Raw genomic sequence first — 24,830 nt, 5'->3', positions numbered from 1 at the left:
TGGTATGTAAGCAGTATCCACTATTATTGGTTATGAACAAAGAGAGTGTTCAGGTGAACGCTCTCTTTGTCCTACAATTGCTCGCGGTGAATCACCCTGAATTCTTTGGGCGACATACCGAAGCGGGAACGAAATACACGGTGAAAATACGTGTAATTTGCAAATCCTGACGATTCGGCGGCTTGTTCCAGTGACATTGGACTGAAAATGATTCGTTCTCTCGCCATGTTAAGCCTGATGTCCAGCGTGTACTGCATAATGCTCGTATCAAATGTTTCCTTAAACAGATGCACTGCTCGGGATACGCTGATACCGACGTGTGAAGACACGTCATCTAGCTTGAAGTTAGAGGATGCATTTTCTTCAATATAATTTTTAATCTGATACGCAAGATAGTTATGATGAGTAGCGATAGGATGATCGGATAGCATACGGTCAAACTCCAAACATAAAATGCGTATGTAATAACTTGATATTTCCGGGTAAGGATTAGAAATACGTCGTTGCTCCATCACAAGCTGACGAAATAGGCCAAGCAGGGCTTCTGTGAGCTGAACCTTAATTCTGTTGGGTCGTTTATGATGGTTCCACCACTCATCTACCCAGGAACCACCGAAAAAAATGTGATAATCTCCACTTTCCACGACCAGCTCTCCCATGGGGTTCAACTCACTATGAATATCCAGTTCATAAGGCTCGGTAGGATTGAAAAGCAGTAGGTCACCCGCCTCAATCCGTGTCATTTCCCCGTTAATGCGGGCCTGGCAGCGTCCATCTGTTTGCAAACGGAATAAATAATTTTTGATCCCATCAGGCTGGTTCGAATAAAAGGGCTTTCGATGGAAGGAATAGCCTGCGGTAAGAACCTGACAAGGCTCGACGATAGACATGATGATGACTCCTTTGGGCTATGGCTGTTTCAAATATTGACCAGATTGTTCATGTTTTAATCATATTATTCATTTTAAACGAAACAGAAATAGAATACTATGTGAACTGTAAAGCTTACATGTTAGATGAGGAAGTACATGTTGGAGGCCAAGGAGTGTGACGACGTGGAACGAATGAAGGCCGGGATTATCGGATGCGGTACTATTAGCTCGGTATATCTTGAAAATCTCCAAAAGAGCCCACTCATTGAAGTGGTGGCCATCGCTGATTTACTGGATGAGAGGGCAAAGGAGAGGGCCGATAAATTCAACATTGAAAACGTATACAAATCGGATGAATTACTGCGCCAGCCTGAAATTGAGCTTGTATTTAATCTGACCGTGCCTGGCAGCCACGTATGGTCAGATATAGCGATACTAGAGGCAGGCAAGCATGTGTACAGTGAAAAGCCTTTGGCGCATTGAAATTCACGGACCATCGTGCCAATGCTGAGCTGGCCTACCATGTGTTAGAAGCCATGCATGCTTTTCAGCACTCATCATTGGAAGGCAATACATTACGCTGGTAAGTACGTTCAAGCCGGACGAGGATGTGTATTATGGAACAGATATAATGGTTCCTAACTTAAAGAGGTGAAGGGTAATGGCTAAAGTAGGATTGCAATTGTACACCGTAAGGGAAGAGCTTGAACAGGATTTTGAAGGTACATTGCGCAAGGTAGCTGAGCTTGGCTATAAAGGAGTAGAATTTCATACCTTTTTCGGACGCAATGCCAAGGATGTCAGAGCGCTCTTGGATGAACTGAATCTGGAAGTTGTCGGAACTCATGTACAATATTCTCGCTTGCTGGATCATTTGGATGAGGAGATTTCATACCACAAAGAATTGGGCAATAAGTACCTAATCGTTCCTTATTTAACCGAAGAACAGCGGGAGTGGGATGAACTTTTTGCTAATTTAAATCGTATTGGTGAAAAAGTGAAGGAACAGGGTTTGATACTGGCTTATCATAATCATGATTTTGAATTAACAGAAAAGATCAATGATCGCCCAGTATTCGATGCTTTATATGATGCAGTTTCCGATGATTTGTTACAGGTCGAAATGGATACTTGTTGGGTATACTACGGGGGCTATGATCCAGTGGAATACATCGGACGTTATAATGGACGCCTGCCTATCATTCACTTAAAGGATATGGCACGTGACGAGCAGCAAAAAGCAGTGACTGTAGAGCTTGGCAAAGGCGAAGTGCAGCTTCAGGCCATTACAGACGCCGCTATTCAGGCAGGTGTGGATTGGGTCGTCGTGGAACAGGATTTCTGCTCAAACCCTCCAATCGAAAGCATTGAAACCAGCATTAAATGGCTCCAACAATACGCAGCTCAGGGAGGAAATATTCATGTCTAAAACACTCAAAATCGGGATTATTGGTTGTGGAGGCATTGCCAACGGCAAACACTTGCCGAGTCTTGCCAAGCAGAAGCGTGCGGAGATCGTTGCATTTTGTGACATCATTCAGGAGCGCGCTGAAGAGGCAGCAGAAAAGTTTGGTGTTGATGGCTCGCAAGTTTATAGCGATTACCGTAAGCTGTTAGAAAATAAAGACATTGAAGTCGTACATGTATGTACACCTAACGACTCGCACTCGGAAATTACCGTAGCGGCGCTTGAGGCAGGTAAGCATGTGCTGTGTGAAAAGCCGATGGCTAAAACTGCTGAGCAAGCACGGGAGATGCTTGATGCGGCCAACCGCACAGGTAAGAAGCTGTCCATAGCGTATCAAAACCGTTATCGTGATGACAGTTTGTACCTGAAGCAATTAGTCGAGCAAGGAGAGCTTGGAGAAATTTATCTGGGCAAAGCCATTGCTCTACGCCGTCGCGCGGTTCCGACTTGGGGAGTATTCTTGGATGAAGAGAAGCAGGGCGGTGGTCCTCTTATTGATATTGGCACGCATGCACTAGACCTGACACTCTGGCTGATGGATAATTACAAGCCTAAAAGCGTACTAGGTTCAACTTTCCATAAGTTAGGGGATCGTAAAGATGCGGCAAATGCCTTTGGACCTTGGAACCCTGAGGAATTTAAGGTAGAGGACTCAGCTTTTGGTTTTATTACGATGCAAAATGGAGCTACGATTGTACTGGAATCCAGCTGGGCATTGAACGTTGTAGAGTTTGGCGAAGCGAAGACACTGTTATGCGGTACCGAAGGCGGAGCCGATATGCAGGATGGATTGCGCATTAACGGAGAAAAGAACAGCCGTTTGTTTGATACGAAAATAGATCTGGATGCAGGTGGTGTTGCCTTTTACTCTGGAGAGACGGAAAATGAAGCAGACCGCGAAGCCCGCCTGTGGATCGAATCTATTCTGGACGACAAAGAACCTCTTGTGAAGCCGGAACAGGCACTGGTTGTTACTGAAATTTTGGAAGCTATCTATGAATCGGCACGTACGGGGAAAGCTGTCTATTTTGACTAAGCCGTAATTATCCCGAATAGACCATCGTTATAATGAAAGCAGCTTTTTTCACATATGATACAGGGGGGGATTTCTTTTGAAACTTGGAGTATTTATGGTGTTGTTCGGTGGACGTTCGCTGGAGGAAGCGTTGGATTATGTGGCTTCTCAAGGATTGGATGCTGTAGAAATCGGTACAGGCGGCAACCCGGGGGATAAGCATTGTAAGCCGGATGAATTGCTGGAGAATGATGCAGCGCTCAAAAATTTCAAAAAGGCAGTAGAGTCCCGCGGACTAACGATTAGCGCACTTAGCTGTCACGGCAATCCTCTTCATCCGCAAAAGCATTTGGCCCAGGCTGATCATGATACGTTTCTTAAAACCGTTCGATTGGCAGAAAAGCTGGAAGTTCCAGTTGTGAACACTTTCTCCGGCTGTCCGGGAGATCATGAGGATGCGAAATATCCAAACTGGCCTGTGGCTCCGTGGCCTAATGATTTTCAAGAAGTGTTGAAGTGGCAATGGGAGAATAAAATTATTCCTTACTGGACCGAGACGGGGAAATTTGCAGCAGATCATCATGTTAAAATTGGATTGGAGCTACACGGAGGCTTCTCCGTTCATACACCAGCGACCTTGCTTCGTTTACGTGAAGCTGCGGGAGAGGTTATTGGTGCTAATCTCGATCCGAGCCATATGTGGTGGCAGGGAATTGACCCTGTGCAGGCAGTTCAAATTTTGGGCCGAGAGGGAGCTATTCACCACTTTCATGCCAAGGATACGACGATTGATCCGATTAATGTAAATAAATATGGACTTACCGATATGCAGGAATATACGAAAATGCTAGATCGCGCTTGGCAGTTCCGTACTGTGGGTTATGGACATGATGTAAAAACCTGGGCAGATATTATCAGTGCTTTGCGCCTGGTGGGATACGATCATGTAGTGAGTATTGAGCATGAAGATGGTCTGATGTCCGTGGAAGAGGGCTTTACTAAGGCTGTCCACAATCTTCGCCAGGTACTGATTGAAGAACCGCTGAGCGAGATGTGGTGGGTCTAACCTAATAGGGGGAAATGTTGATGATTAACGTCACCATTTGGAATGAATTTTTGAACGAAAAGTTGAATGATGAAGCCAAACAGATATATCCTGACGGGATACACAAAGCGTTGGCTGACGGCCTGGCAGGAGAGGGATTTGTCATTCGAACAGCTACACTGCGTGATGATGCCGAGCATGGTTTGGGAGAAGAAGTCTTGAATTCCACAGATGTGCTGCTGTGGTGGGGGCATAAAGCCCACGATCAGGTGAGCGATGAAGTTACGGCGCGTGTTGTCAAGCGAGTGCAGGAAGGAATGGGCTTAATCGTGCTGCACTCAGGCCATTTTTCCAAGCCATTCAAAGCCCTGATGGGCACTAGCTGCGATCTGAAATGGAGGGTGGCAGGTGAACAGGAGATTATTTGGTCGGTGAATCCGTCACATCCCATTGCAGAAGGCATAGACGCCAAAATTTTGTTGAAGCAGGAAGAGATGTATGGCGAGTTCTTTGATATTCCAGCGCCAGATGAATTGGTATTTGTTAGTAACTTTGAAGGTGGCGAAGTATTTAGAACCGGATGTACTTTCCGTCGAGGTAGTGGTAAAATATTTTATTTTCGCCCAGGCCATGAGACCTATCCGACTTATTACCAGCCTGATATTTTGAAGGTTATTGCCAATAGTATTCGTTGGACTTCTCCAACAAGTATTAACAAACCAATATATGGTAGAAGTGAACCGGTAAGACCTCTCGGTGGAGTGTTGGTATAATGACAATCATCACATTTTGATGAGCTATATAATGAATAGATTGAAAGGCGGAACCTCTAGGGGATTCCGCCTTTTTTGATTTAACGATTTAGACATATACCTGCTGTGTTGGTTTGTTGTATAATCAGTTTTGGTCAGGCAACTTTATCGGCGCAGGTATTTAATTTAAGAAGAAAGTGTTTTCTTTCGGGATAAAGTATGCTAAAATGATATATACTAACAAAAGGAAAGCTTTATCAAACCGAAATGCAAAAGAAGGTGAAAAATTTGGAGAGTCAACCGCAATGTACAAAAATGTGTCCGCGTTTTGAAACCGCCTTTTCATGTTTGGGCAAGCGTTGGAATGGATTAATTATTCAATCCATGATGAGCGGTCCTAAGCGGTTTAAGGATATTTCCAATCTGATTCCCACAATGAGTGACAAAATGTTATCAGAGCGGATGAAAGATTTGGAAAATGAAGGAATTCTTACACGTCATGTATATCCAGAAACTCCTGTCCGCATTGAATACGAGCTAACAACCAAAGGCCGTGCACTTCAGCCGGTTATGGAACAGATTCAATTTTGGGCTGAGGAATGGATTAGATGAGCACCAAACTAAATAAGTGTTTTTCATAGCAAAACAGCCTTTTCCTAGAAAAAAGGCTGTTTTTTATATTGCGTTTAGGACTACTTATCCATTTTGCAGAAATGATGTGCTTAGGCAGCACGACTTAATAGCCTTTGACGCGCCCTGCAACTGAGAATAATGCTGCTGTTGCACGGCGAGGCACACGGGTTTGAATATCCAGCGCGGCCGAACGGAATGTACCCAGACAGGAATGACAAAGTCTCCCTGCATAAATAGGGGAACGGCAGGACTCACAAGGATAATCAAGCTGACTGTATGTGGAGGGAAATTTGCCTGCTCTTACCCAATCTGTGAGCAATTCTATAGGTGTACCAGTTACGTCACTGAGCTGGCGAGTATGAGTAGAAGGATGCTTCCATAGATAGTTAGAACAGCGATCCAAGAATATATTTTCTTCCTGAATACAAGTACTACAGAGGTTTCTAAGGTTTTGACGAAAAACGGAACCGCATTTTGGGCAATTAGAAGTATGTATCTCCATAGAAACCAGTCCTTTGTATCGAAATAAAGTGAAATTTTAAAATTTATTAGTTACATATTACTATGACATTATACCTATATCAATCTTTATTTATAGAATCTTTGACCTTTAAGTGTATGTTAAAATCTGTGTTGACATGACTCTGTTACTTATGTATCATTACTTACATAAAGTTACTTGATGAATAAAATAAATTGTTGATGATAAGGGGATCTTTATATGATGCCATCTTTATTTTTGGCCCATGGCTCACCGATGCTTGCTATTGAACAGACGGACTATACTTCATTTTTAGAGCAACTGGGGAAAAGTATTCGTCCTAAAGCGATAGTTATCTTTACTGCTCATTGGGAAACACAAACGTTGACGATCAGTTCGATGGATGACGTGTACGATACCATTTATGATTTTGGCGGTTTTCCACCGGAACTGTACGCGGTGAAGTATCCAGCACATGGTTCTGTGGAACTGGCCAATAAGCTGAAAAAATTATATGAACAAAAGGGCATTGACGTAGAAACTGATCGGGTGAGGGGATTGGATCATGGATCTTGGACATTGTTGCATCGTATGTATCCTGAGGCAGACATTCCGGTAGTTCAGATCTCTGTAAATCCATATCTCTCGCCCAAAGCACAATATGCTATTGGTGAAGTGCTGCGAGGACTGGGAGAACAGGATACTCTGGTCATTGGTAGTGGCGTGACTGTTCATAATCTGCGTATCGTCAAATGGGGGGAAACGAAAACAGAACCTTGGGCTATAGATTTTGATGATTGGATTATTGAAAAAGTACAAAGTAGAGATATAGAGGCTTTGGATCACTATGAAAGCGAAGCACCGTATGCTCGCCAGGCCGTACCCAGAGCAGAACACTTTGTACCGTTGTTTATTGCAATGGGGAGTGGCAATCCTGCAAACGAAGCCAAGGTCATCCATAGAAGCTATGAGATGGGGAATTTAAGTTATCTATGCTTACAGTTTTAAAGAGTGTTGCCAGAAGAAGGACTGTCGTTAAAATGCTTCGCTACTGCTCCTGTATAAGTAGGGGAGTGGAAATAAATTAGGGAGTGTTATAAGCTATAGTGGCTTATAACACTCCCTTTTACATAAAAAAACGATTTATTATATCCGGCAAATCTCACGAGGGCATAGTTCACAATGACATACACCTTGCAGCATTTCCAAATCTTTGACAACAATCATACCATTATCATATTCAACTGCATTTTTCTTGCGTAGATCACTAAGCATCCGGTTTACGCTTTCCCGGGTCGCACCGATCATATTTGATAAGTCAGTATGAGTAATTTTTTTATGAATCAGGATATGTTCGCCGTGAGGCTCACCATAGGTATTGCATAGACGAATGAGCGTTGAACATAAAGCGCCTGGCTTGCCGTACATCATCAAATCGCGGAACTTAGTCTGAGTAATGCGGTGATGTGAACCCATCCATTTCATAAAGTCAATCGCAAAATCACAATGCTGGCAAATAAGCAGTTCCAAATCTGTATGATCGATTACGCCAATATCACTGTCTTCCAGAACCTCAGCAGAAAAGGAATGCTTAGTACCGAAAAATGGATCGGCTTGACCAACAAGATCGCCGCTTTGATACATATATAGAATAAGTTCCTTGCCCTCATCCGTTGTTTTGGTTACTTTCACGCGTCCGCGCTTAATATAAAACAGCTTATCCGCTGTATCTCCTTCCCAGAACAGATGCGAGCTTTCTGGCATAACTCGATCTTTCATCATTACTTGCAATCGGTTGAAGCTGGCCTCCGAGAAGCAACAGGTGTTGCCGCGGGCTTCCATTACATTTGTAGGGTTTCTCATCGTCCATTTCCCCTTTGTATCCTATGTTTTTTATCTGCAACTTGATCAATTCAAATTCATTATATACTTGTGCAATGAGTTTTTGGGGCAAGAAGAGGGGGTAAAAGTGGCAGAATTCCAAACTTTGTGATTTAATTCACTTCATAAAATAAAATTTTAAATAGATTGTGAAAAAAATCACAATATATCTTGAAAAGCTGTGTTACGATCAGTGCGTGAACAAGAGATAGTACACGAGATAACAGGAGGATGAGGGAAATGGCTGTTAAAAACGAGGTTATTCAAAAAGAGCAAAGCGCAGAGCAGTATATTCAAACGCTGATTGACCGGGGGAACCGGGCACAGCAAGCTTTCATGAGTATGAATCAGGAACAGATTGACGAAATCGTACAAGCTATGGCACTCGCAGGGATGGATAAACACATGTACCTGGCGAAGTTGGCTGTTGAAGAAACAGGACGCGGTGTGTACGAGGACAAAATCACCAAAAACATGTTTGCAACAGAATATATCTATCATAGTATCAAAAATGAAAAAACCGTCGGTGTCATTGAAGACAATGATTTTGACAGTTTTCAAAAGATAGCAGAGCCAGTCGGTATTATCATGGGGATCACTCCAGTGACAAACCCGACTTCGACTACGATGTTCAAAGCGCTGATTGCCATTAAAACACGTAACCCAATCATTTTCGGTTTCCATCCATCTGCTCAATCGTGTAGTGCGGAAGCAGCCCGCGTCTTGCTCGAAGCAGCTGTTAAACATGGTGCTCCGGCCGATTGTATTCAATGGATTGAAGCACCTTCGATGGATAAGACCAATGTATTGATGAACCACCCTGATGTGGCGCTAATTTTGGCAACTGGTGGATCAGGCATGGTTAAGGCAGCTTATAGCTGCGGTAAACCAGCACTTGGTGTAGGTCCTGGTAACGTGCCTTGCTTTATTGAAAAAACAGCAGATATCAAACAGGCCGTGAACGATCTTATCCTCTCGAAATCTTTTGATAACGGTATGATTTGTGCTTCGGAGCAAGCGGTTATTATCGAAGAGCCAATCTTCGAACAAGTGAAAAAATTGATGATCGCTAACGGTTGCTATTTTGTAAATAAAGAAGAAGCAGCTAAGCTCACTCAAGGAGCTATGAATGTCGAGAAATGTGCAGTGAACCCAGCTATTGTCGGGCAGTCTGCTGTGAAAATTGCTGAAATGAGTGGTATTACAGTACCAGCAGGAACTAAAATTTTGGTCGCTGAGATTGAAGGGGTAGGAACAAAATTCCCATTGTCTGCGGAAAAATTGAGTCCTGTATTGGCTTGCTATAAAGTAAAAAATGCGGAACAAGGTATTCAACGCGCTGCTGAAGTCGTGGAATTCGGGGGCATGGGTCACTCGTCCGCTATTCATTCGAACGATGAGGATGTTATCGCTCGGTTTGCAAACCGTTTGCAAACAGGACGTATCATTGTAAATGCACCTTCCACACATGGTGCGATTGGCGACATTTACAACACCAATCTTCCTTCGTTGACACTTGGTTGCGGTTCGTACGGTCGTAACTCGACTTCGTCGAACGTATCGGCAGTCAATCTGATTAATGTGAAAAGGGTGGCGAAACGGACGGTGAATATGCAATGGTTCAAAGTACCTTCCAAAATCTATTTTGAAAAAAATTCGACACAGTATCTTGCTAAAATGCCTGATATCACACGTGTAGCTATTATCACAGACCCTATGATGGTACAACTGGGATATGTAGATCGTGTTATTCATTATCTGCATCAGCGCCAAACACCAGTAGCTATCGAAGTGTTCTCTGAAGTAGAGCCAGATCCATCGACAGTTACGGTAGAACGTGGTACTGAAATGATGAGACGTTTCCAACCGGATTGCATCATCGCACTGGGCGGCGGTTCGCCAATGGATGCCGCTAAAGGCATGTGGATGTTCTATGAATATCCAGATACTGATTTCAATAACTTAAAACAAAAATTCATGGATATCCGTAAACGGATTTACAAGTACCCACGTCTGGGCCAAAAAGCACAATTTGTAGCTATCCCTACAACATCGGGTACAGGTTCCGAAGTTACATCGTTCGCAGTAATTACGGACAAAAACCTGGGCGACACGAAGTACCCACTGGCTGACTATGAGTTGACTCCTGATGTGGCAATTATTGACCCAGTGTTTGTATATTCGCTGCCTAAAACAGCTGTAGCGGACACAGGTATGGACGTTCTGACACATGCTATCGAGGCTTACGTGTCCGTAATGGCTAATGACTACACAGATGGTCTGGCAATTAAAGCCATTCAATTGGTATTCCAATACCTAGAACAATCGGCTCTGACCGGTGATAAGCTGGCTCGTGAAAAAATGCATAATGCTTCCACACTTGCTGGTATGGCGTTTGCTAATGCATTCTTGGGCATTAACCACAGTCTTGCACATAAATGGGGTGGACAATACCATACAGCGCATGGCCGCACGAATGCCATTTTGATGCCGCACGTTATTCGTTATAATGCGAAAAAACCGACAAAATTTGCTTCGTTCCCTAAATATTCGCACTTTGTTGCGGATGAGCGTTATGCAGAAATCGCGCGCATATTGGGACTGCCTGCACGCACCACCGAAGAAGGGGTTAACAGCTTGATCGAAGCGATCCGTAAAATGAACAAAACACTCGGTATCGAGGAATCGTTCCAACAAATCGGTTTCGATGCGAAAGATTTCGAATCACGTGTAGATTATCTGGCTGACCGCGCATTTGAAGATCAATGTACAACTGCGAATCCTAAGTTGCCACTGGTTACTGAGTTGGCTGATGTCTATCGCAATGCCTTCTACGGACGTTTTGACCAATAAGATAATAGGTAAGAAGAGGCTTGTGAAAAAGCATTTTCTCGTTCAATACCGATGCAGGCTCTCTATATAGAGGGCCTGTTGGTTTGGGAAGGGAGGTGAACGGCAAGGCTAAGGATATAGGCGCGAAGCTAGGGAAAATAAAGTGACAAAAATCACTCATATTGTGATTTTTGTCACATACTACACTCTATCATTATTCTACAATAAGGGTGTAAGAAAGGTCCCGACACTGAGCGTAAGGCATCGGTGAACAGGCCGGGCTCAAGAAATAGCTTTATCGTGAAAAAAATCACAAGTCCGGAAGACCAAACAATTTGGAGGGATTTACATGTCGGTGATTGAGAGAGAATTACAAGAGCAACAATCTGGCTGGAGAGGTTTTAAAAAAGGCAAATGGACTAAAGAAGTCAACGTCAACGATTTTATTGAAACCAATATCTTACCTTATGTTGGCAATGAAGAATTTTTGGTTGGTCCTACGGCCAACACAACTGCATTGTGGGATATTGTATCCGATCTTACCAAAAAAGAGTTGGCAAACGGCGGCGTGCTTGATGTAGACGTGAATACGCCATCCACTATTATTTCACATAAACCGGGTTATCTAGACCGGGATAAAGAGCAAATTGTCGGTGTACAAACAGATGCTCCATTCAAACGTTCTTTACAGCCGTTTGGCGGAATTCGAATGATGATCGACGCTTGCAAAGCCTATGGTTTTGAAGTGCCAGAAAGTATCATTGATATCTTCACTCATATTCGTAAAACTCACAACCAAGGTGTATTTGACGCTTATACAGATGAAATGAGAGCAGCTCGTAAAGCTGGTATCATTACTGGTCTGCCAGATGCATACGGCCGTGGTCGTATTATCGGTGACTATCGTCGTGTAGCTTTATACGGTGCAGACTTCTTGATCCAAGATAAAAAGCTGCAACTGAAAAGCCTTGAAGTTGATTCCATGGAAGAAGACGTAATTCGTCTGCGTGAGGAAATTTCCGAGCAAATTCGTGCTTTGAATGAACTGAAACAAATGGCTGCTGAGCACGGTTTTGATATTTCAAAACCTGCTAACAATGCGAAAGAAGCTTTCCAATGGGTATATTTTGGATATCTTGCAGCAATCAAAGAACAAAATGGTGCAGCAATGTCCTTAGGACGTGTATCTTCCTTCCTTGATATTTACTCTCAACGTGATATGGAAGAGGGTACAATGACAGAAGAACAAGCTCAAGAACTGGTCGATCATTTTGTTATGAAATTGCGTATTGTTAAGTTCTTGCGCACACCTGACTATAATGAACTGTTCAGTGGAGATCCAACTTGGGTTACTGAGTCCATTGGTGGTATGTCCGTAACTGGAGAAACTCGGGTAACTAAAAACAGCTTCCGTTTCCTGCACACCCTCTACAATCTGGGACCTGCACCGGAACCGAACCTGACTGTACTGTGGTCGGAAAAATTGCCTGAAGGCTTCAAAAAATATTGTGCGAAAGTTTCTATTGAAACTAGCTCCATTCAGTACGAGAATGACGATCTGATGCGTCCGATTTATGGAGACGACTATGGTATTGCTTGTTGTGTATCGGCAATGAAAATCGGTAAACAAATGCAATTCTTTGGTGCTCGTGCTAACTTGGCTAAAGCTCTGCTGTATGCAATTAACGGTGGTAAAGATGAAAAATCTGGCGTCCAAGTAGGGCCTGAATTCCCAGCCATTACAGGTGAAGTTCTGGATTATGAAGAAGTGTTGAGTCGCTTCAAACCTATGATGGAATGGTTGGCCAAACTGTATATGAACACTTTGAATGTTATTCACTACATGCATGATAAATATAGCTACGAACGCATTGAAATGGCGTTGCATGATCGTGATATTCTCCGCACCATGGCTTGTGGTATTGCGGGTCTGTCAGTTGCTACCGACTCCTTGAGTGCCATTAAATTTGCAAAAGTTAAACCAATCCGTAACGAAAAAGGGATTGCTGTTGACTTTGAAATTGAAGGCGAATACCCTTGCTACGGTAACAACGATGACCGTGTAGATAACATCGCTGTGGAACTGGTAGAGAGCTTCATGAGCATGATTCGCAAGCATAAAGCTTATCGTAATGCGCTTCCTACTCAATCTGTACTGACTATTACTTCTAACGTGGTGTATGGTAAGAAAACAGGTACAACACCGGATGGACGTAAAGCAGGCGAACCGTTTGCACCAGGGGCAAACCCAATGCACGGCCGTGATAAAAAAGGTGCTTTGGCATCTCTGAGTTCCGTAGCCAAATTGCCTTATGAACACAGTCTGGATGGTATCTCGAACACCTTCTCTATCGTGCCTAAAGCACTGGGTAAAGAAGAAGAAACACGCAAAACAAACCTTGTTTCGATGATGGATGGCTATTTTGGAAGCCACGCACATCATCTGAATGTCAATGTGTTTGCTCGCGAACAACTGTTGGATGCAATGGAACACCCAGAAAACTATCCACAGCTGACGATCCGTGTTTCCGGTTATGCCGTTAACTTTATTAAGCTGACTCGTGAACAACAATTGGATGTTATTAACCGTACTTTCCACGGTACAATGTAAATAAGTATTACAATGACGCACGCATAGCGGATGCGGGAAGGATGATGCAACATGTTGAAAGGACACATACACTCATTGGAAACCTTCGGGACCGTCGATGGTCCCGGCATCCGCTTCGTGCTCTTTATGCAAGGATGCTTGTTGAAATGTCAGTATTGCCATAATCCGGACACTTGGGCCTTGAATGAAGGCAATCCAATGACCCTAGAGGAAGTATTGGCTGAAATTGAACCGTATTTAGCCTATTACCGTTCTTCGGGAGGCGGATTGACCGTATCCGGTGGAGAACCGACATTGCAAGCTCATTTTGTAGCAGAGCTGTTCAAAGAAGTGAAACGTCGCTGGAATTTGCACACGACACTGGACAGTAATGGCTTTAATGATGCGGGCCGTATCCATGATCTGCTGGACGTAACAGACTTGGTGTTACTTGATATTAAGCATATTGACAACGACAAGCATATTAAGCTTACAGGCAAGTCCAACGACCGTATGCTAAGCACAGCTCGCTGGTTGTCTGAGCAAGGGCGTAAAATGTGGATTAGACACGTATTTGTACCGGGTATTCATGATGACGAGCAAGATTTATTGAATTTGGGACGGTTTATCGGAACGTTGAACGGAGTCGAGAAATTCGAAATTTTACCTTACCATCAAATGGGTGTTTACAAGTGGGAAATGCTCGGTAAGGAGTATCCGTTGGAGGGAGTTCCATCTCCTACAGACGAAGAAGTTCAACGGGCTTACCGACTCATTGAAGAGGGTCGTCTGGAGACTGCAGGAAAGAATGCTGTCTGTCGTCCATCTTAATGTAAATGGTGCAAAAGCTATTTCTTAGTAATGAAGCCGCCGCCACATCAGGTCAGATGGGTGGCGGTTTTTTGTTGTTGAATTTTTTGCAGTCACAGGAGAAAGTTCCCTTTTTTTCATGATAAGCAAAATTTCCAGAAACTTTTTAACAACTGACGCGTCTAATAGTATGACTTTTTACGGGAATGATAATAATTTGGTGATAGAAGGAGACAGACAATGAATTTCAAGAAATGGACCATGCTCACCGCTTTGGCGGTAGCTCAGGTGGCCGCAGTAGCCCCTGTAGGAGCAGAAGCAGCATCAACAACCGTTCAATCCACCGATTCGGTTAGCGCACAGCAGGCTCAGACCAATGTTGCTGATTCCAGCGTTCAGAATAGTATCGGAGCTCAAGAGGGAACAGGCACACAAAACAACACGGTAACACCAGATAACACAGGCGTAACCAATGATCCATTGACTGGCCTACCTACGGATACAACCAACGGATCGAACGTATCCAATGATGTATACGGTGGAGACGGAACGATCACCAATCCTGGTGGAGCTCCAACAAACATGGGTGCTAATCAACTGATTTTGTATTTAAACAGCGCGAAAATGGAACAAAACGGACAGGTATATACGGCAACTCAGCCGATGACTGTTAAGGACGGAGTTTCCTATGTAGCTATCCGTTCACTTGTCAGCCGTGTCGGATTGCAGTTTAGTTATGACACTGCCACCAAAGAAACCGTAATCACACAAGGAACAAATGTCATGCGCTTCAAAACAGACAGCAAGGTTTATACGGTTAACGGTGAAGCCAGACAAATGAAGGGACCGGCTTTTCAGCAAAAGAACGTATTTATGGTGCCGTTGACCTCGATTACACAGGCCTTAAATATTCCTTATACTGTGAATAATACGACTAAACAAGTTATCATGGATTTGAATCAAAAGCCTAAAGCTTCCTTCACGGTTCAGCAAAAAGATATCTATGCGGGCGAAACCCAAGTTACGTATTTGACGAAGGAATCTTCTCCTACAGGTCTACCGATTGTGAACCAACGTTGGGAAGGTAAGCAGGACGTATTTCAGGAGCCGGGTACATATGTAGTTACCTATTCTGTTCTTGACTCTGCTGGAAACTGGAGTGATCCTTACTCAGTTACAATTACAGTAAGACCGCCGAACCAACCGCCAGTCGCTCTGTTTACTACAGATAAAAAAGAATACAAGATGGGTGAAAAGATCACCCTTACGGACCTGAGTACGGATGATGAGAATGCTATTACTAAGCGTGATTGGGAGAACAAGAAACTTGCCTTCTTCCAACCAGGTGATGTAACAATTACGTTAACCGTGACTGATAAGCACGGCGCAACAGGTACCAAAAGTGAAACGATTAAAATTACGAATGAACTGCTGTACAACGAAGATGATTTCAATAAAATCTTCACACCATATGGTGATAAATATACAGTAGACGGCAGTCAGGTACCTACCATGGCTACCATTCCTTTGACAAGTACATCTTCACCGCGTCTTTTGATCCGTGCTAACAGCCCGGAACGTGTATTTCAGGACGGTATTGTGTATCAGGAAACCGGATCAGGAAGCACGCGCATACTCGTCCATCATGTGAATGAAACGGGTCGAGATGTGAAAATGTACGTGATTGCAACCAACAACAATATTACTCCTGCCAACATGAATGTCGAAAATTCCGGTTTTGCCGGACCATCTGAATTTGCAACAGCTGCGGGTAAAGTCTCGATTCAACGATATTTTCAATCCATGCAGGATGGAAGCAAGCGTTCTAGCACAGTTCTAAATCCTGGCGAAAGTCGCATTGTTTTACAGGATCTGAACGCACAAAAAATCAAGCAAAAACAAGTCATTTCTCTGTTATCCGATTTATATACGGATCAACCTATTCAATACACGGTAATTGTGTTAGATGCAAATGCAGATCCGTTGACCGTGTTGCCTACTTTGGCAAAACTGCCTAAGGACGGTATTCATAACCGTGGAACGTACGCTAATGCTGATATCGCGCTGAATTATACCGAAGAGGTTGGTAAAACAGCTCAACGTATCGTTCTTGGCGATAATAAGGTAGACCCGAACCTGATTGGTACGGACGGTCTGGACGGCTCTTCTGCTTCTAATGCCGGTAATTTTGGTGTTGTATATAAAGTTAAATTGGATCATGTAGCGCCGTATTCACTGATTACGTTCAACCCGCGTGGAGGCGAATATTCCGGCTATGCGATGGTAAACAATCAGGTTGTGGGTATCCCGACAAACGGCTCGGTATGGGCTCCAAATGAGATGAGTGTGCTGTATCGCACAGGGCATATCGAGGAAAGTGTAGAGATGTATTTCACTGCTGCTGCAGGAAGTAACTTGCCGGTTTCCGTAGTAGTTATGCCTTTACCAGCTATTAAAAATTAATATGAATTAACCGGTACTGTTTACCGGCTTAGACCTTGGGTCTCGTCATTCACCGTTTAAAAGTCGATGTCACTTGCAGAATATAGGCGTTCTCCTGCTGCGAATTTGATCGTAGCGCTGGAGAGCGTCTTTTTCTTATGTATAGATGCGAATATCTCTTATAATATTGACTTTAATCGTGGTATAATAAATAGATGCAAGCCTAAGCCTGCATCAGAAAACCTGAAACTACAGACAGGGGAGGGTGAAACGCATGCTGACAAAGGATGAGATTATTGCAACAATGTCCGCTCAGGGGCTGCGTATTACAGATCAGCGCAAGACGTTGGCCACGTTATTTTCCGAGAATGAAGGGTATCTGTCCCCCAAAGACGTTTATGAATATATGGGTAAGAAGTACAGTGGACTTAGCTTTGATACAGTTTATCGTAATTTGCGTGTAATGCAGGAATTGGGTGTGCTGGAACAGGTATCTTTTGAGGATGGAATGAAGTTCAAGGTGAGCTGTAATGAGCATCATCACCATCACCATATGATTTGCTTGAGCTGTCAGAAAACATTACCGATTTCTTTTTGCCCAATGCAAATGACGGATACAACGGATCAATTCCAAATCGTCGAGCACAAGTTTGAAATTTTTGGTTATTGTAAAGAATGTCAACAGAAGAATGGACATACTGATAGTAATTCGGATGGGGGATTCAGACAGACGAGCAGTCACACTCACAGCCACGGGGGCTACTGAAATGAAAATCACCACACGCAGAGTGGTACAGGCTCCGATTAAGTTTTATCGTTCCTATATTTCACCGTTAAAGCCGGCTACCTGCCGATTCTATCCAACGTGTTCAGCGTACGCGTTAGAGGCGGTAGAAGTGCATGGTGCGCTCAAAGGTTCATGGCTTGCTACTAAGCGTATAGCCAAATGCCATCCCTTTCATCCAGGAGGCGTAGATTTGGTTCCTCCTGCAAAAAAGGAGACAGACAGGTCTAGCGAAGATCGTTTGGCTACTCATTCCGAGAAGAGTCTGACTTGACAGCGCTATGCGGATTTGGTTATATTTTGGTTAATATTGTTTTCCTGCGAAGGGATGAGTAGGGTGAAATGTCCAGTACAGAGAGCCGGGGTTAGCTGCAAACCGGTCTGGAGCGAAGCCTGAATATGGTCCTGGAGGAACCTTTTTCGAGCGTATTTGCCACAGTTATTTGTGCACGGGAGGCAAACGTAAGGGGGAGGCGTGTTCCAGCGTTAATGGGCGGTCAGATGTGACCGGTGAAGCCTGTAGTCTGCGAGGATACAGGAAAATTGGGTGGTAACGCGTGAGGTGACTCTCGTCCCATAGGGGCGGGGGTCTTTTTTGTGCCCAATTTGTTCCAAATTCATAAATTGGAGTACCATCATGTCAGCAGGTCTTATCGAGCTGCCGTGAACAAAACAGGAGGCAACATACATGTCCAATGAGAACACATTTTACATTACGACACCGATCTATTATCCGAGCGACAAGCTACATATAGGTCATGCTTACACGACAGTTGCGGGAGATGCAATGGCCCGTTACAAGCGGCTACGCGGTTATGAAGTGCGTTATTTGACAGGAACGGATGAGCATGGTCAGAAGATTGAGCAAAAGGCAAGTGCAGCTGGCAAAACGCCACAACGTTTCGTAGATGACATTGTGGCAGGCATCCAAGACCTGTGGCGGAAGCTCGACATTTCCAATGACGATTTTATCCGTACTACGGAGGAACGTCATAAGGCTGTCGTACAGGAAATTTTTGATCGTTTATTAAAACAAGGCGATATTTACAAGGGAGAATACGAAGGCTGGTACAGCATCCCTGACGAGACGTACTACACAGAAACTCAGCTGGTTGACGTGGTGAAGGACGCTAAAGGCAATGTGACTGGAGGTAAGAGCCCGGATAGTGGACACCCTGTAGAATTGGTCAAGGAAGAGAGCTACTTTTTCCGCATGAGCAAGTATGCTGATCGGTTGCTGCAATTTTATGAAGAGAACCCGCAGTTTATCCAACCGGAATCCCGGAAAAAAGAAATGATTAACAACTTCATCAAGCCGGGGCTAGAGGATCTGGCTGTTTCCCGTACAACTTTTGACTGGGGTGTTAAGGTCAAGGGGGACCCGAAGCATGTCGTATACGTTTGGATTGACGCACTTTCCAACTACATCACAGCCTTGGGATATGGTTCTTCTAATACTGAGCTGTACGATAAATTTTGGCCAGCAAATGTGCATATCGTGGGTAAAGAGATTGTACGGTTCCACACGATATATTGGCCAATCATGCTGATGGCATTGGATCTTCCGTTACCTAAAAAAGTATTTGCACATGGTTGGTTACTTATGAAAGATGGTAAAATGTCGAAATCTAAAGGCAATGTGGTAGACCCGGTAACGTTGATTGACCGTTATGGTCTGGACCAACTTCGCTACTACTTGCTGCGCGAGGTGCCTTTTGGGGCAGATGGAACATTTACACCAGAAAGTTTTGTAGATCGAGTTAATTCGGATTTGGCAAATGATCTGGGCAACTTGTTGAATCGTACCGTGGCGATGGTAGATAAATATTTTGACGGCAAGGTTCCGGCTTATGAAGCAAATGTAACAGAATTCGACGGAGCTCTGGAAGACATGGCAACATCGACTTATAGCAAAGTAGAAGAAGCCATGGAAAACATGGAGTTTTCCGTGGCATTAACGGCGATTAGCCAATTTATTAGCCGTAGCAACAAATATATTGACGAGACGCAACCATGGAATTTGGCTAAGGATGAGGCAAAACGTCGTGAATTGGCATCGGTTATGTTGCATTTGGTAGAAAGCTTGCGCATCGCTTCCATCTTACTTCAGCCATTCTTAACCCGTGCTCCTCATAAAATTTGGGAACAGCTCGGTATTAGCCAAGGTGAGCTGACTACATGGGATAGCGGCAAGCAGTTTGGTCGTATTCCGGAAGGAACACAGTTGGTCAAAGGTAATCCGATCTTCCCACGTCTGGATTCAGAGCAAGAGGTTGCTTTTATCGTGGAAGCAATGACAGGAGGTAAGAAACCAGAGGAAGCTACGACACAAGTTCAACCACAGAATGCATCTGAGGCGAGCCAGGAAGCGCCGGAGGCAAAGGAAGAGATTGGCATTGAGGATTTTGCCAAGGTGGAACTGCGCGTTGCTCAGGTCGTCGCCTGCGAGCCTGTAAAGAAGGCCGATAAACTGTTGAAGCTCCAACTTGATCTTGGTTATGAGCAACGGCAGGTAGTATCAGGGATTGCGAAGTTTTATACACCTGAAGATATCATTGGGCGCAAGGTGATCTGTGTGACCAATCTTAAGCCAGTAAAACTTCGGGGAGAGCTGTCGCAAGGTATGATTTTGGCAGCTTCACATGGAGATCAGCTTACGCTCGCCACCGTACCGGAAGGTATGCCGAATGGTGCAGTTGTAAAGTAGTACGCTAGTTAATAAAAGAACGTAATGAGCGTATGCCCGAGAATCATTCTTCTTGGGCATGCGCTTTTTGGCGTGCATCATATTTTGCTCCCGCTACACGTATGTTTAGTTGGCAGGGCTTGTTTGCTCGTGTTCACTTAAGACAGGGGAGGAAATGAGGATGACAGATATTAACGCCGGATTGGCGATCGTAGCCGGACTGGTTTCTTTTTTTTCACCGTGTTGTTTACCGCTGTATCCATCTTATTTATCGTATATGACAGGGATGTCTGCGCGTGAACTGGCTGAAGGACGGCATAAGGCCGAGGTTCGTTATCGTACGATGGGGCATACACTTGCTTTTGTACTGGGCTTTTCGGTCGTTTTCTATTCACTGGGTGCAGGTGTCGGGTTGCTTGGAGAATGGTTTGCCAATTATGGGGATACGCTAAGAGTGGTAGCAGGGTTACTTATTTTACTAATGGGACTGGTATCTCTCGGTGTGGTAAGTCCTTTGATTCTAATGAGGGAGCATAAGCTTCGCTGGACATGGAAGCCTGCCGGGTACGCCGGCTCCTTTGTAATCGGAATTGGTTTTGCGGCAGGCTGGTCGCCCTGTATCGGTCCCATGCTAACAGCTATTATCGCTTTGGCTGCAGTAGAGCATCACATTTGGTTCAAACTGATTACAGGCTATGCGCTCGGGTTTGCGATTCCATTTTTTGTATTAGCTTTGCTGGTAGGCTCTGTTCGGCTATCCTCTCGCTATACCTCCATCCTCATCAAAACAGGTGGCATACTACTTGTTATCACTGGCATTTTACTGGTAACGGATCATATGACCGATGTAACGCTATTTTTACAACGGATTACCCCGGGTTGGATGCTAGTTATGTGAAATACTCAATACGACTTAAAGGAAAATGTTCAAAAATACGCTCTGTGATAAACTCTCGCAGTGCATTTTGCTGTTCATCGGGATAAACGTATTTGTTTTGTCCCCAGCGTCCCCATTTTTTCTTGCGTTTCTCTATGTCCATCTCCAGCTTGGTTTTCGGATAACGTTTCTCGATGACAGCTTTGGATGTTTTGGTGAAGCGATGCTGTATTAATTCGAACGTCAAATCTTTTGTAGCATGCTGGGGCAAGGTTTCTCCCAATTTGCGCAGTAACTCGCCGTAACCTTCTTCCCAGCCGTCATACCAGATGATGGGTGCAATGATGAACCCAAGCGGATAACCGGCTCGTGCGATTTTGCCCGCGGCTTCAATACGTTCCTCGAAGCGGGAAGTTGCAGGTTCAAACTGTTTAATAACATAATCGGAATTAATGCTAAAGCGGATGCGAGTATGACCATTATGTTTAATATCCAGCAATGGATCAACATGATGATATTTAGTAACAAAACGCAGACGGCCAAATTCCTCATCTGCCATGAAACGAATCAAGTCTCCAAGCGTTCCGGTGATATGCTCCAAACCAACCGGATCGGAGGTACAAGCTGCTTCAAAACGGGTAATTTCAGGCGCACGCTCCTCGATATAAGCTTTAGCTGCTGATAAGATATCGTCAGTGTTGACATATACACGAATATACGGCTTTGCTCCCAAGGTTGTTTGTAAATAACAGTAGTGACAATGCCCCATGCAACCAGTCGAAATGGGGATGGCATATTCAGCAGAAGGCTTGGATTGATCAAAAGTTAACGTTTTACGGATACCAACTACCAAAGTTTTTTTTGCCATTCGGTACTTTTCAACTTCAGTTTCACCTGGTAAATTGGTAATTCGGTTGTGAGAGGTAGTCATCCGGTACGGAATATCCTTGGCTTTAACCCAATCCATAATACGCTGGCCCTTGGGATAATTTAGTGCGTCTGGCTCAAAAAACACCAGGTCAGGCAAAAATGGCTTGGTTCCTCTGGTTTGGACAGGAGTACGCTCAAGCGTAGACATGGCTAACGCTCCTTTCAAAATAAATCCACAGTGCTCTGGTGTCCAACTTTAACATATTGCCGCAGAAGTAAATGATACAGGGACGACGATATTAGTGTACCCGGCTTAAATTGAACAAATCGTGGCAATAGATGTGAGTGAAGGGATGAGACTTGCCAATGGGCAATGATAACATGTATCATTACATAGTAGGTTTAACGCAGGAAATGAAGGCGGTAAGCGCCCGTTCAATAACAGAAAAGAGGGAAACAAGTGCCAACGCCAAGCATGGAAGATTATTTGGAACGCATTTACCAACTGATTGATGAGAAGGGATATGCTCGTGTCTCGGACATCGCAGAGGGTTTAGAGGTGCATCCTTCGTCCGTCACCAAAATGATTCAGAAGTTGGATAAGGACGATTATCTTGTATATGAGAAGTATCGGGGACTGATTTTGACACCAAAAGGGAAAAAGGTCGGCAAACGGTTGGTTGATCGCCATCAGTTATTAGAGCAATTTCTGGATATGATTGGGGTTGAGAAGGACCTGATATATAAAGATGTGGAAGGTATTGAGCATCATTTGAGCTGGGATTCCATCACCCGTATCGAAACATTGGTTGAATATTTTCGTCGGGATGAAGATCGCTTGCGCCAGCTTCATGACATACACAAGGAATTGAGTGGAGATTCCTAAAAGCATCTGTCCTTATGGACGATGCTTTTTTATTTGTCCCGACCGCAACAAATATCCGGTGATTAGCGTCTATCCATTATATAGCAGGACAAGATAGGGGTTAAAATTAACAGGGTTAGCGGAGGATTGTAATAATATGAATCGAAAGAAAATAGTGGCATTGGCTGCAGGCCTACTCTTAGCAGTGCAGACTGCCATCGTTCCTGGAGTTCAAGCAGCTCCAACTGGTGATATTGAAATTATATTGGACGGACAGTCCCTGCAAAGCGACGCGTCACCGTATATTGTACAGGGAGCCAATGTTACGATGGTTCCTTTGCGCGTGATTAGTGAGGGAATGGGCGCTCAAGTCAACTGGTCGGAATCGTCCGGTATGGTAACGATTACGGCTCAGAACAAAAATATATCTATGGAGAACGGTGCACAAAGCGCTACGGTGAATGGCAAGTCAGTTCGACTGGATGCATCTGCCCGTATGACAAGCGGGAGAGTCATGGTGCCTCTGCGTTTTGTTGGAGAAGAGTTGGGATTAAAAGTGGATTGGCAAGCTTCAGAGCGAGTCATTACGTTAAGCAGTGGTAAGGAAGGTGTCTCTACGGGTGGGAGTAGCTCGGCGGGAAACAGTGCTTCCACATCAGATACGTCTGCATCTGGCAATCAGGAGAGTGTAAGTACGGATCAGGGAGCCAGCGATAATGAGCAGACGGTTGTCACTTCACCGTCAACGTCTACTAGTGAGGACGGTTCAAGTTCTTCACAGGCAAATGTTGTTCAGGTAAAGGCTTCAACTTCCATGCGTGGGGCATGGATTTCTACCATCAATGGAGATTGGCCTTCTTCCGCTGCCCGAAGCAGCTCCGAGAAGCAAAAGCAGGAGTTTACTAAAATGCTCGATGATTTGCAGGGGATGGGCATCAATGCGGTATTTGTTCAGGTTCGTGCCAGCGGTGATGCGCTCTACCCGTCGAGTCTCGTACCCTGGAGCAAGTATTTGACCAACACCCAAGGTAAAAATCCAGGCTATGATCCCTTGAAATTTATGATTAGCGAATCGCATAAGCGAGGGATGGAATTCCATGCCTGGTTTAATCCGTTCCGTGCGAATTCTACAGGAACAACCAGCGGTTTGGCTGCAAACCATGTGGCTAATCAGCACCCGGACTGGATTGTTAAGAATGGTAGCCAATTGTACATCAATCCAGGAATTCCGGCTGCACGTCAGCATGTCATTGCGGCGATTATGGAGGTCGTGGACGGATATGATATTGACGGCGTCCATTTGGACGATTATTTTTATCCTTACAGCGGGACTTTTGATGATGATGCGACCTTCAAAGCATATAATGCCAACAAAATCTCTAATAAGGGCGACTGGCGGAGAGATAATGTGAACAGTTTTGTTCGCGATTTGGGCAAAAGCATTCATGCCAGCAAGTCTAAAGTTCAATTCGGAATTAGCCCATTTGGAGTGTGGCGCAACAAATCTCAGGACTTAACGGGTTCAGACACGAAGGCAGGCGTTACAGCGTATGATACGACGTTTGCGGATGTGAGAACCTGGATTAACAAAGAATGGATTGACTATGTAGCTCCACAAATTTACTGGAGTATCGGTTTCCCTGCGGCTGGATATGACAAGCTTGTCGCATGGTGGTCCAATGAGGTCAAAAATTCAGATGTTAAGCTATATATCGGTCATTCTCCGTATAAAATCGGCACCCCTGAAAAGGGCTGGCAAACGGCTCAAGAGCTAATTAAGCAGCTTGAACTGAACAAAGATTATAAACAGGTCAAAGGGGATATTTACTTTAGTGCACAGCATTTGCGTAAAAATCCATATGGACTCATTCAGCTTCTTCAAAATTATTATCAAATGTGATATAAATTGGATCATATAGGTTCTATT

20 protein-coding genes and 1 pseudogene are annotated in these 24,830 nt (G+C 44.2%); 17 read left to right on the top strand and 4 right to left on the bottom strand.

The window, feature by feature from the left end:
* Nucleotides 1-71: 71 nt before the first annotated feature.
* On the bottom strand, nt 72-890 hold the full coding sequence (locus tag ACYCS5_RS01235) for an AraC family transcriptional regulator (RefSeq protein WP_459760668.1): 819 nt from the start codon (nt 888-890) through the stop codon (nt 72-74).
* Between the two features lie 165 nt (nt 891-1,055).
* Here ACYCS5_RS01235 and ACYCS5_RS01230 point away from each other — a divergent pair.
* From ACYCS5_RS01230 to ACYCS5_RS01205, 6 genes and pseudogenes are all read left to right on the top strand, one after another.
* Nucleotides 1,056-1,349 (top strand): annotated as a pseudogene (locus tag ACYCS5_RS01230) (Gfo/Idh/MocA family protein); the annotation flags it as partial.
* A gap of 184 nt (nt 1,350-1,533) precedes the next feature.
* Entirely contained in the window at nt 1,534-2,301 is a 768-nt protein-coding gene (locus tag ACYCS5_RS01225) for a sugar phosphate isomerase/epimerase family protein (protein ID WP_029517228.1), read from the top strand.
* On the top strand, nt 2,294-3,376 hold the full coding sequence (locus ACYCS5_RS01220; RefSeq protein ID WP_029517229.1) for a Gfo/Idh/MocA family protein: 1,083 nt from the start codon (nt 2,294-2,296) through the stop codon (nt 3,374-3,376). Before ACYCS5_RS01225 ends, ACYCS5_RS01220 begins: the two co-directional genes overlap by 8 nt.
* A 76-nt stretch (nt 3,377-3,452) precedes the next feature.
* The gene (locus ACYCS5_RS01215; RefSeq protein WP_029517230.1) at nt 3,453-4,421 is read left to right on the top strand and encodes a sugar phosphate isomerase/epimerase family protein; all 969 of its coding nucleotides are present in this window, start codon (nt 3,453-3,455) and stop codon (nt 4,419-4,421) included.
* Nucleotides 4,422-4,441: 20 nt separating this feature from the next.
* Nucleotides 4,442-5,173, top strand: coding sequence for a ThuA domain-containing protein (locus ACYCS5_RS01210; protein WP_459760667.1), 732 nt, complete (start codon nt 4,442-4,444; stop codon nt 5,171-5,173).
* A 246-nt stretch (nt 5,174-5,419) separates the two neighbouring features.
* Nucleotides 5,420-5,764: a winged helix-turn-helix transcriptional regulator gene (locus ACYCS5_RS01205; protein WP_034095058.1), complete on the top strand. Its 345-nt coding sequence runs from the start codon at nt 5,420-5,422 to the stop codon at nt 5,762-5,764.
* 124 nt (nt 5,765-5,888) lie between these two features.
* Here the strand turns inward: ACYCS5_RS01205 and ACYCS5_RS01200 are convergent, their stop codons facing one another.
* Nucleotides 5,889-6,188, bottom strand: a complete 300-nt coding sequence (locus ACYCS5_RS01200; RefSeq protein ID WP_223821919.1) for a hypothetical protein — start codon at nt 6,186-6,188, stop codon at nt 5,889-5,891.
* 318 nt (nt 6,189-6,506) lie between these two features.
* Here ACYCS5_RS01200 and ACYCS5_RS01195 point away from each other — a divergent pair, with 318 nt between their 5' ends.
* Complete coding sequence (locus ACYCS5_RS01195) at nt 6,507-7,274, top strand: DODA-type extradiol aromatic ring-opening family dioxygenase (RefSeq protein ID WP_039270914.1); 768 nt, start codon at nt 6,507-6,509, stop codon at nt 7,272-7,274.
* A 138-nt stretch (nt 7,275-7,412) separates the two neighbouring features.
* On the opposite strand, the gene ACYCS5_RS01190 is transcribed toward ACYCS5_RS01195, so the two are convergent.
* On the bottom strand, nt 7,413-8,129 hold the full coding sequence (locus tag ACYCS5_RS01190; protein ID WP_013310849.1) for a Crp/Fnr family transcriptional regulator: 717 nt from the start codon (nt 8,127-8,129) through the stop codon (nt 7,413-7,415).
* Between the two features lie 258 nt (nt 8,130-8,387).
* Here ACYCS5_RS01190 and adhE point away from each other — a divergent pair, with 258 nt between their 5' ends.
* From adhE to ACYCS5_RS01150, 8 genes are all read left to right on the top strand, one after another.
* Entirely contained in the window at nt 8,388-11,000 is a 2,613-nt protein-coding gene (gene adhE, locus ACYCS5_RS01185; RefSeq protein ID WP_029517233.1) for a bifunctional acetaldehyde-CoA/alcohol dehydrogenase, read from the top strand.
* A 328-nt stretch (nt 11,001-11,328) separates the two neighbouring features.
* Nucleotides 11,329-13,590, top strand: coding sequence for a formate C-acetyltransferase (gene pflB / locus ACYCS5_RS01180; protein WP_029517234.1), 2,262 nt, complete (start codon nt 11,329-11,331; stop codon nt 13,588-13,590).
* Between the two features lie 51 nt (nt 13,591-13,641).
* Nucleotides 13,642-14,400: a pyruvate formate-lyase-activating protein gene (pflA, locus tag ACYCS5_RS01175; protein ID WP_029517235.1), complete on the top strand. Its 759-nt coding sequence runs from the start codon at nt 13,642-13,644 to the stop codon at nt 14,398-14,400.
* A gap of 219 nt (nt 14,401-14,619) precedes the next feature.
* Nucleotides 14,620-16,842 (top strand): copper amine oxidase N-terminal domain-containing protein, encoded by a 2,223-nt coding sequence (locus ACYCS5_RS01170; RefSeq protein WP_459760666.1) that lies wholly within the window; start codon nt 14,620-14,622, stop codon nt 16,840-16,842.
* Nucleotides 16,843-17,095: 253 nt separating this feature from the next.
* Nucleotides 17,096-17,587, top strand: coding sequence for a Fur family transcriptional regulator (locus tag ACYCS5_RS01165; RefSeq protein ID WP_039270917.1), 492 nt, complete (start codon nt 17,096-17,098; stop codon nt 17,585-17,587).
* A gap of 1 nt (nt 17,588) precedes the next feature.
* Entirely contained in the window at nt 17,589-17,879 is a 291-nt protein-coding gene (gene yidD, locus ACYCS5_RS01160) for a membrane protein insertion efficiency factor YidD (RefSeq protein ID WP_029517238.1), read from the top strand.
* Between the two features lie 414 nt (nt 17,880-18,293).
* Entirely contained in the window at nt 18,294-20,312 is a 2,019-nt protein-coding gene (metG, locus tag ACYCS5_RS01155; RefSeq protein ID WP_069012736.1) for a methionine--tRNA ligase, read from the top strand.
* A gap of 160 nt (nt 20,313-20,472) precedes the next feature.
* Nucleotides 20,473-21,189, top strand: a complete 717-nt coding sequence (locus ACYCS5_RS01150) for a cytochrome c biogenesis CcdA family protein (RefSeq protein WP_029517240.1) — start codon at nt 20,473-20,475, stop codon at nt 21,187-21,189.
* Here the strand turns inward: ACYCS5_RS01150 and splB are convergent.
* Complete coding sequence (splB, locus tag ACYCS5_RS01145; protein WP_023989268.1) at nt 21,182-22,246, bottom strand: spore photoproduct lyase; 1,065 nt, start codon at nt 22,244-22,246, stop codon at nt 21,182-21,184. The two genes, ACYCS5_RS01150 and splB, sit on opposite strands and share 8 nt — an antisense overlap.
* Nucleotides 22,247-22,498: 252 nt before the next feature.
* Here splB and mntR point away from each other — a divergent pair, with 252 nt between their 5' ends.
* Both mntR and ACYCS5_RS01135 read left to right on the top strand, forming a co-directional pair.
* On the top strand, nt 22,499-22,924 hold the full coding sequence (gene mntR / locus ACYCS5_RS01140) for a transcriptional regulator MntR (RefSeq protein WP_029517241.1): 426 nt from the start codon (nt 22,499-22,501) through the stop codon (nt 22,922-22,924).
* 136 nt (nt 22,925-23,060) lie between these two features.
* Nucleotides 23,061-24,803: a family 10 glycosylhydrolase gene (locus ACYCS5_RS01135; protein ID WP_069012734.1), complete on the top strand. Its 1,743-nt coding sequence runs from the start codon at nt 23,061-23,063 to the stop codon at nt 24,801-24,803.
* The last annotated feature ends 27 nt before the right edge of the window (nt 24,804-24,830 follow it).

It is taken from the genome of Paenibacillus sp. SEL3, assembly GCF_054602585.1.
The sequence above is the reverse complement of the archived record's forward strand: the minus strand, read 5'-3'. Positions and strand labels throughout refer to the sequence as shown.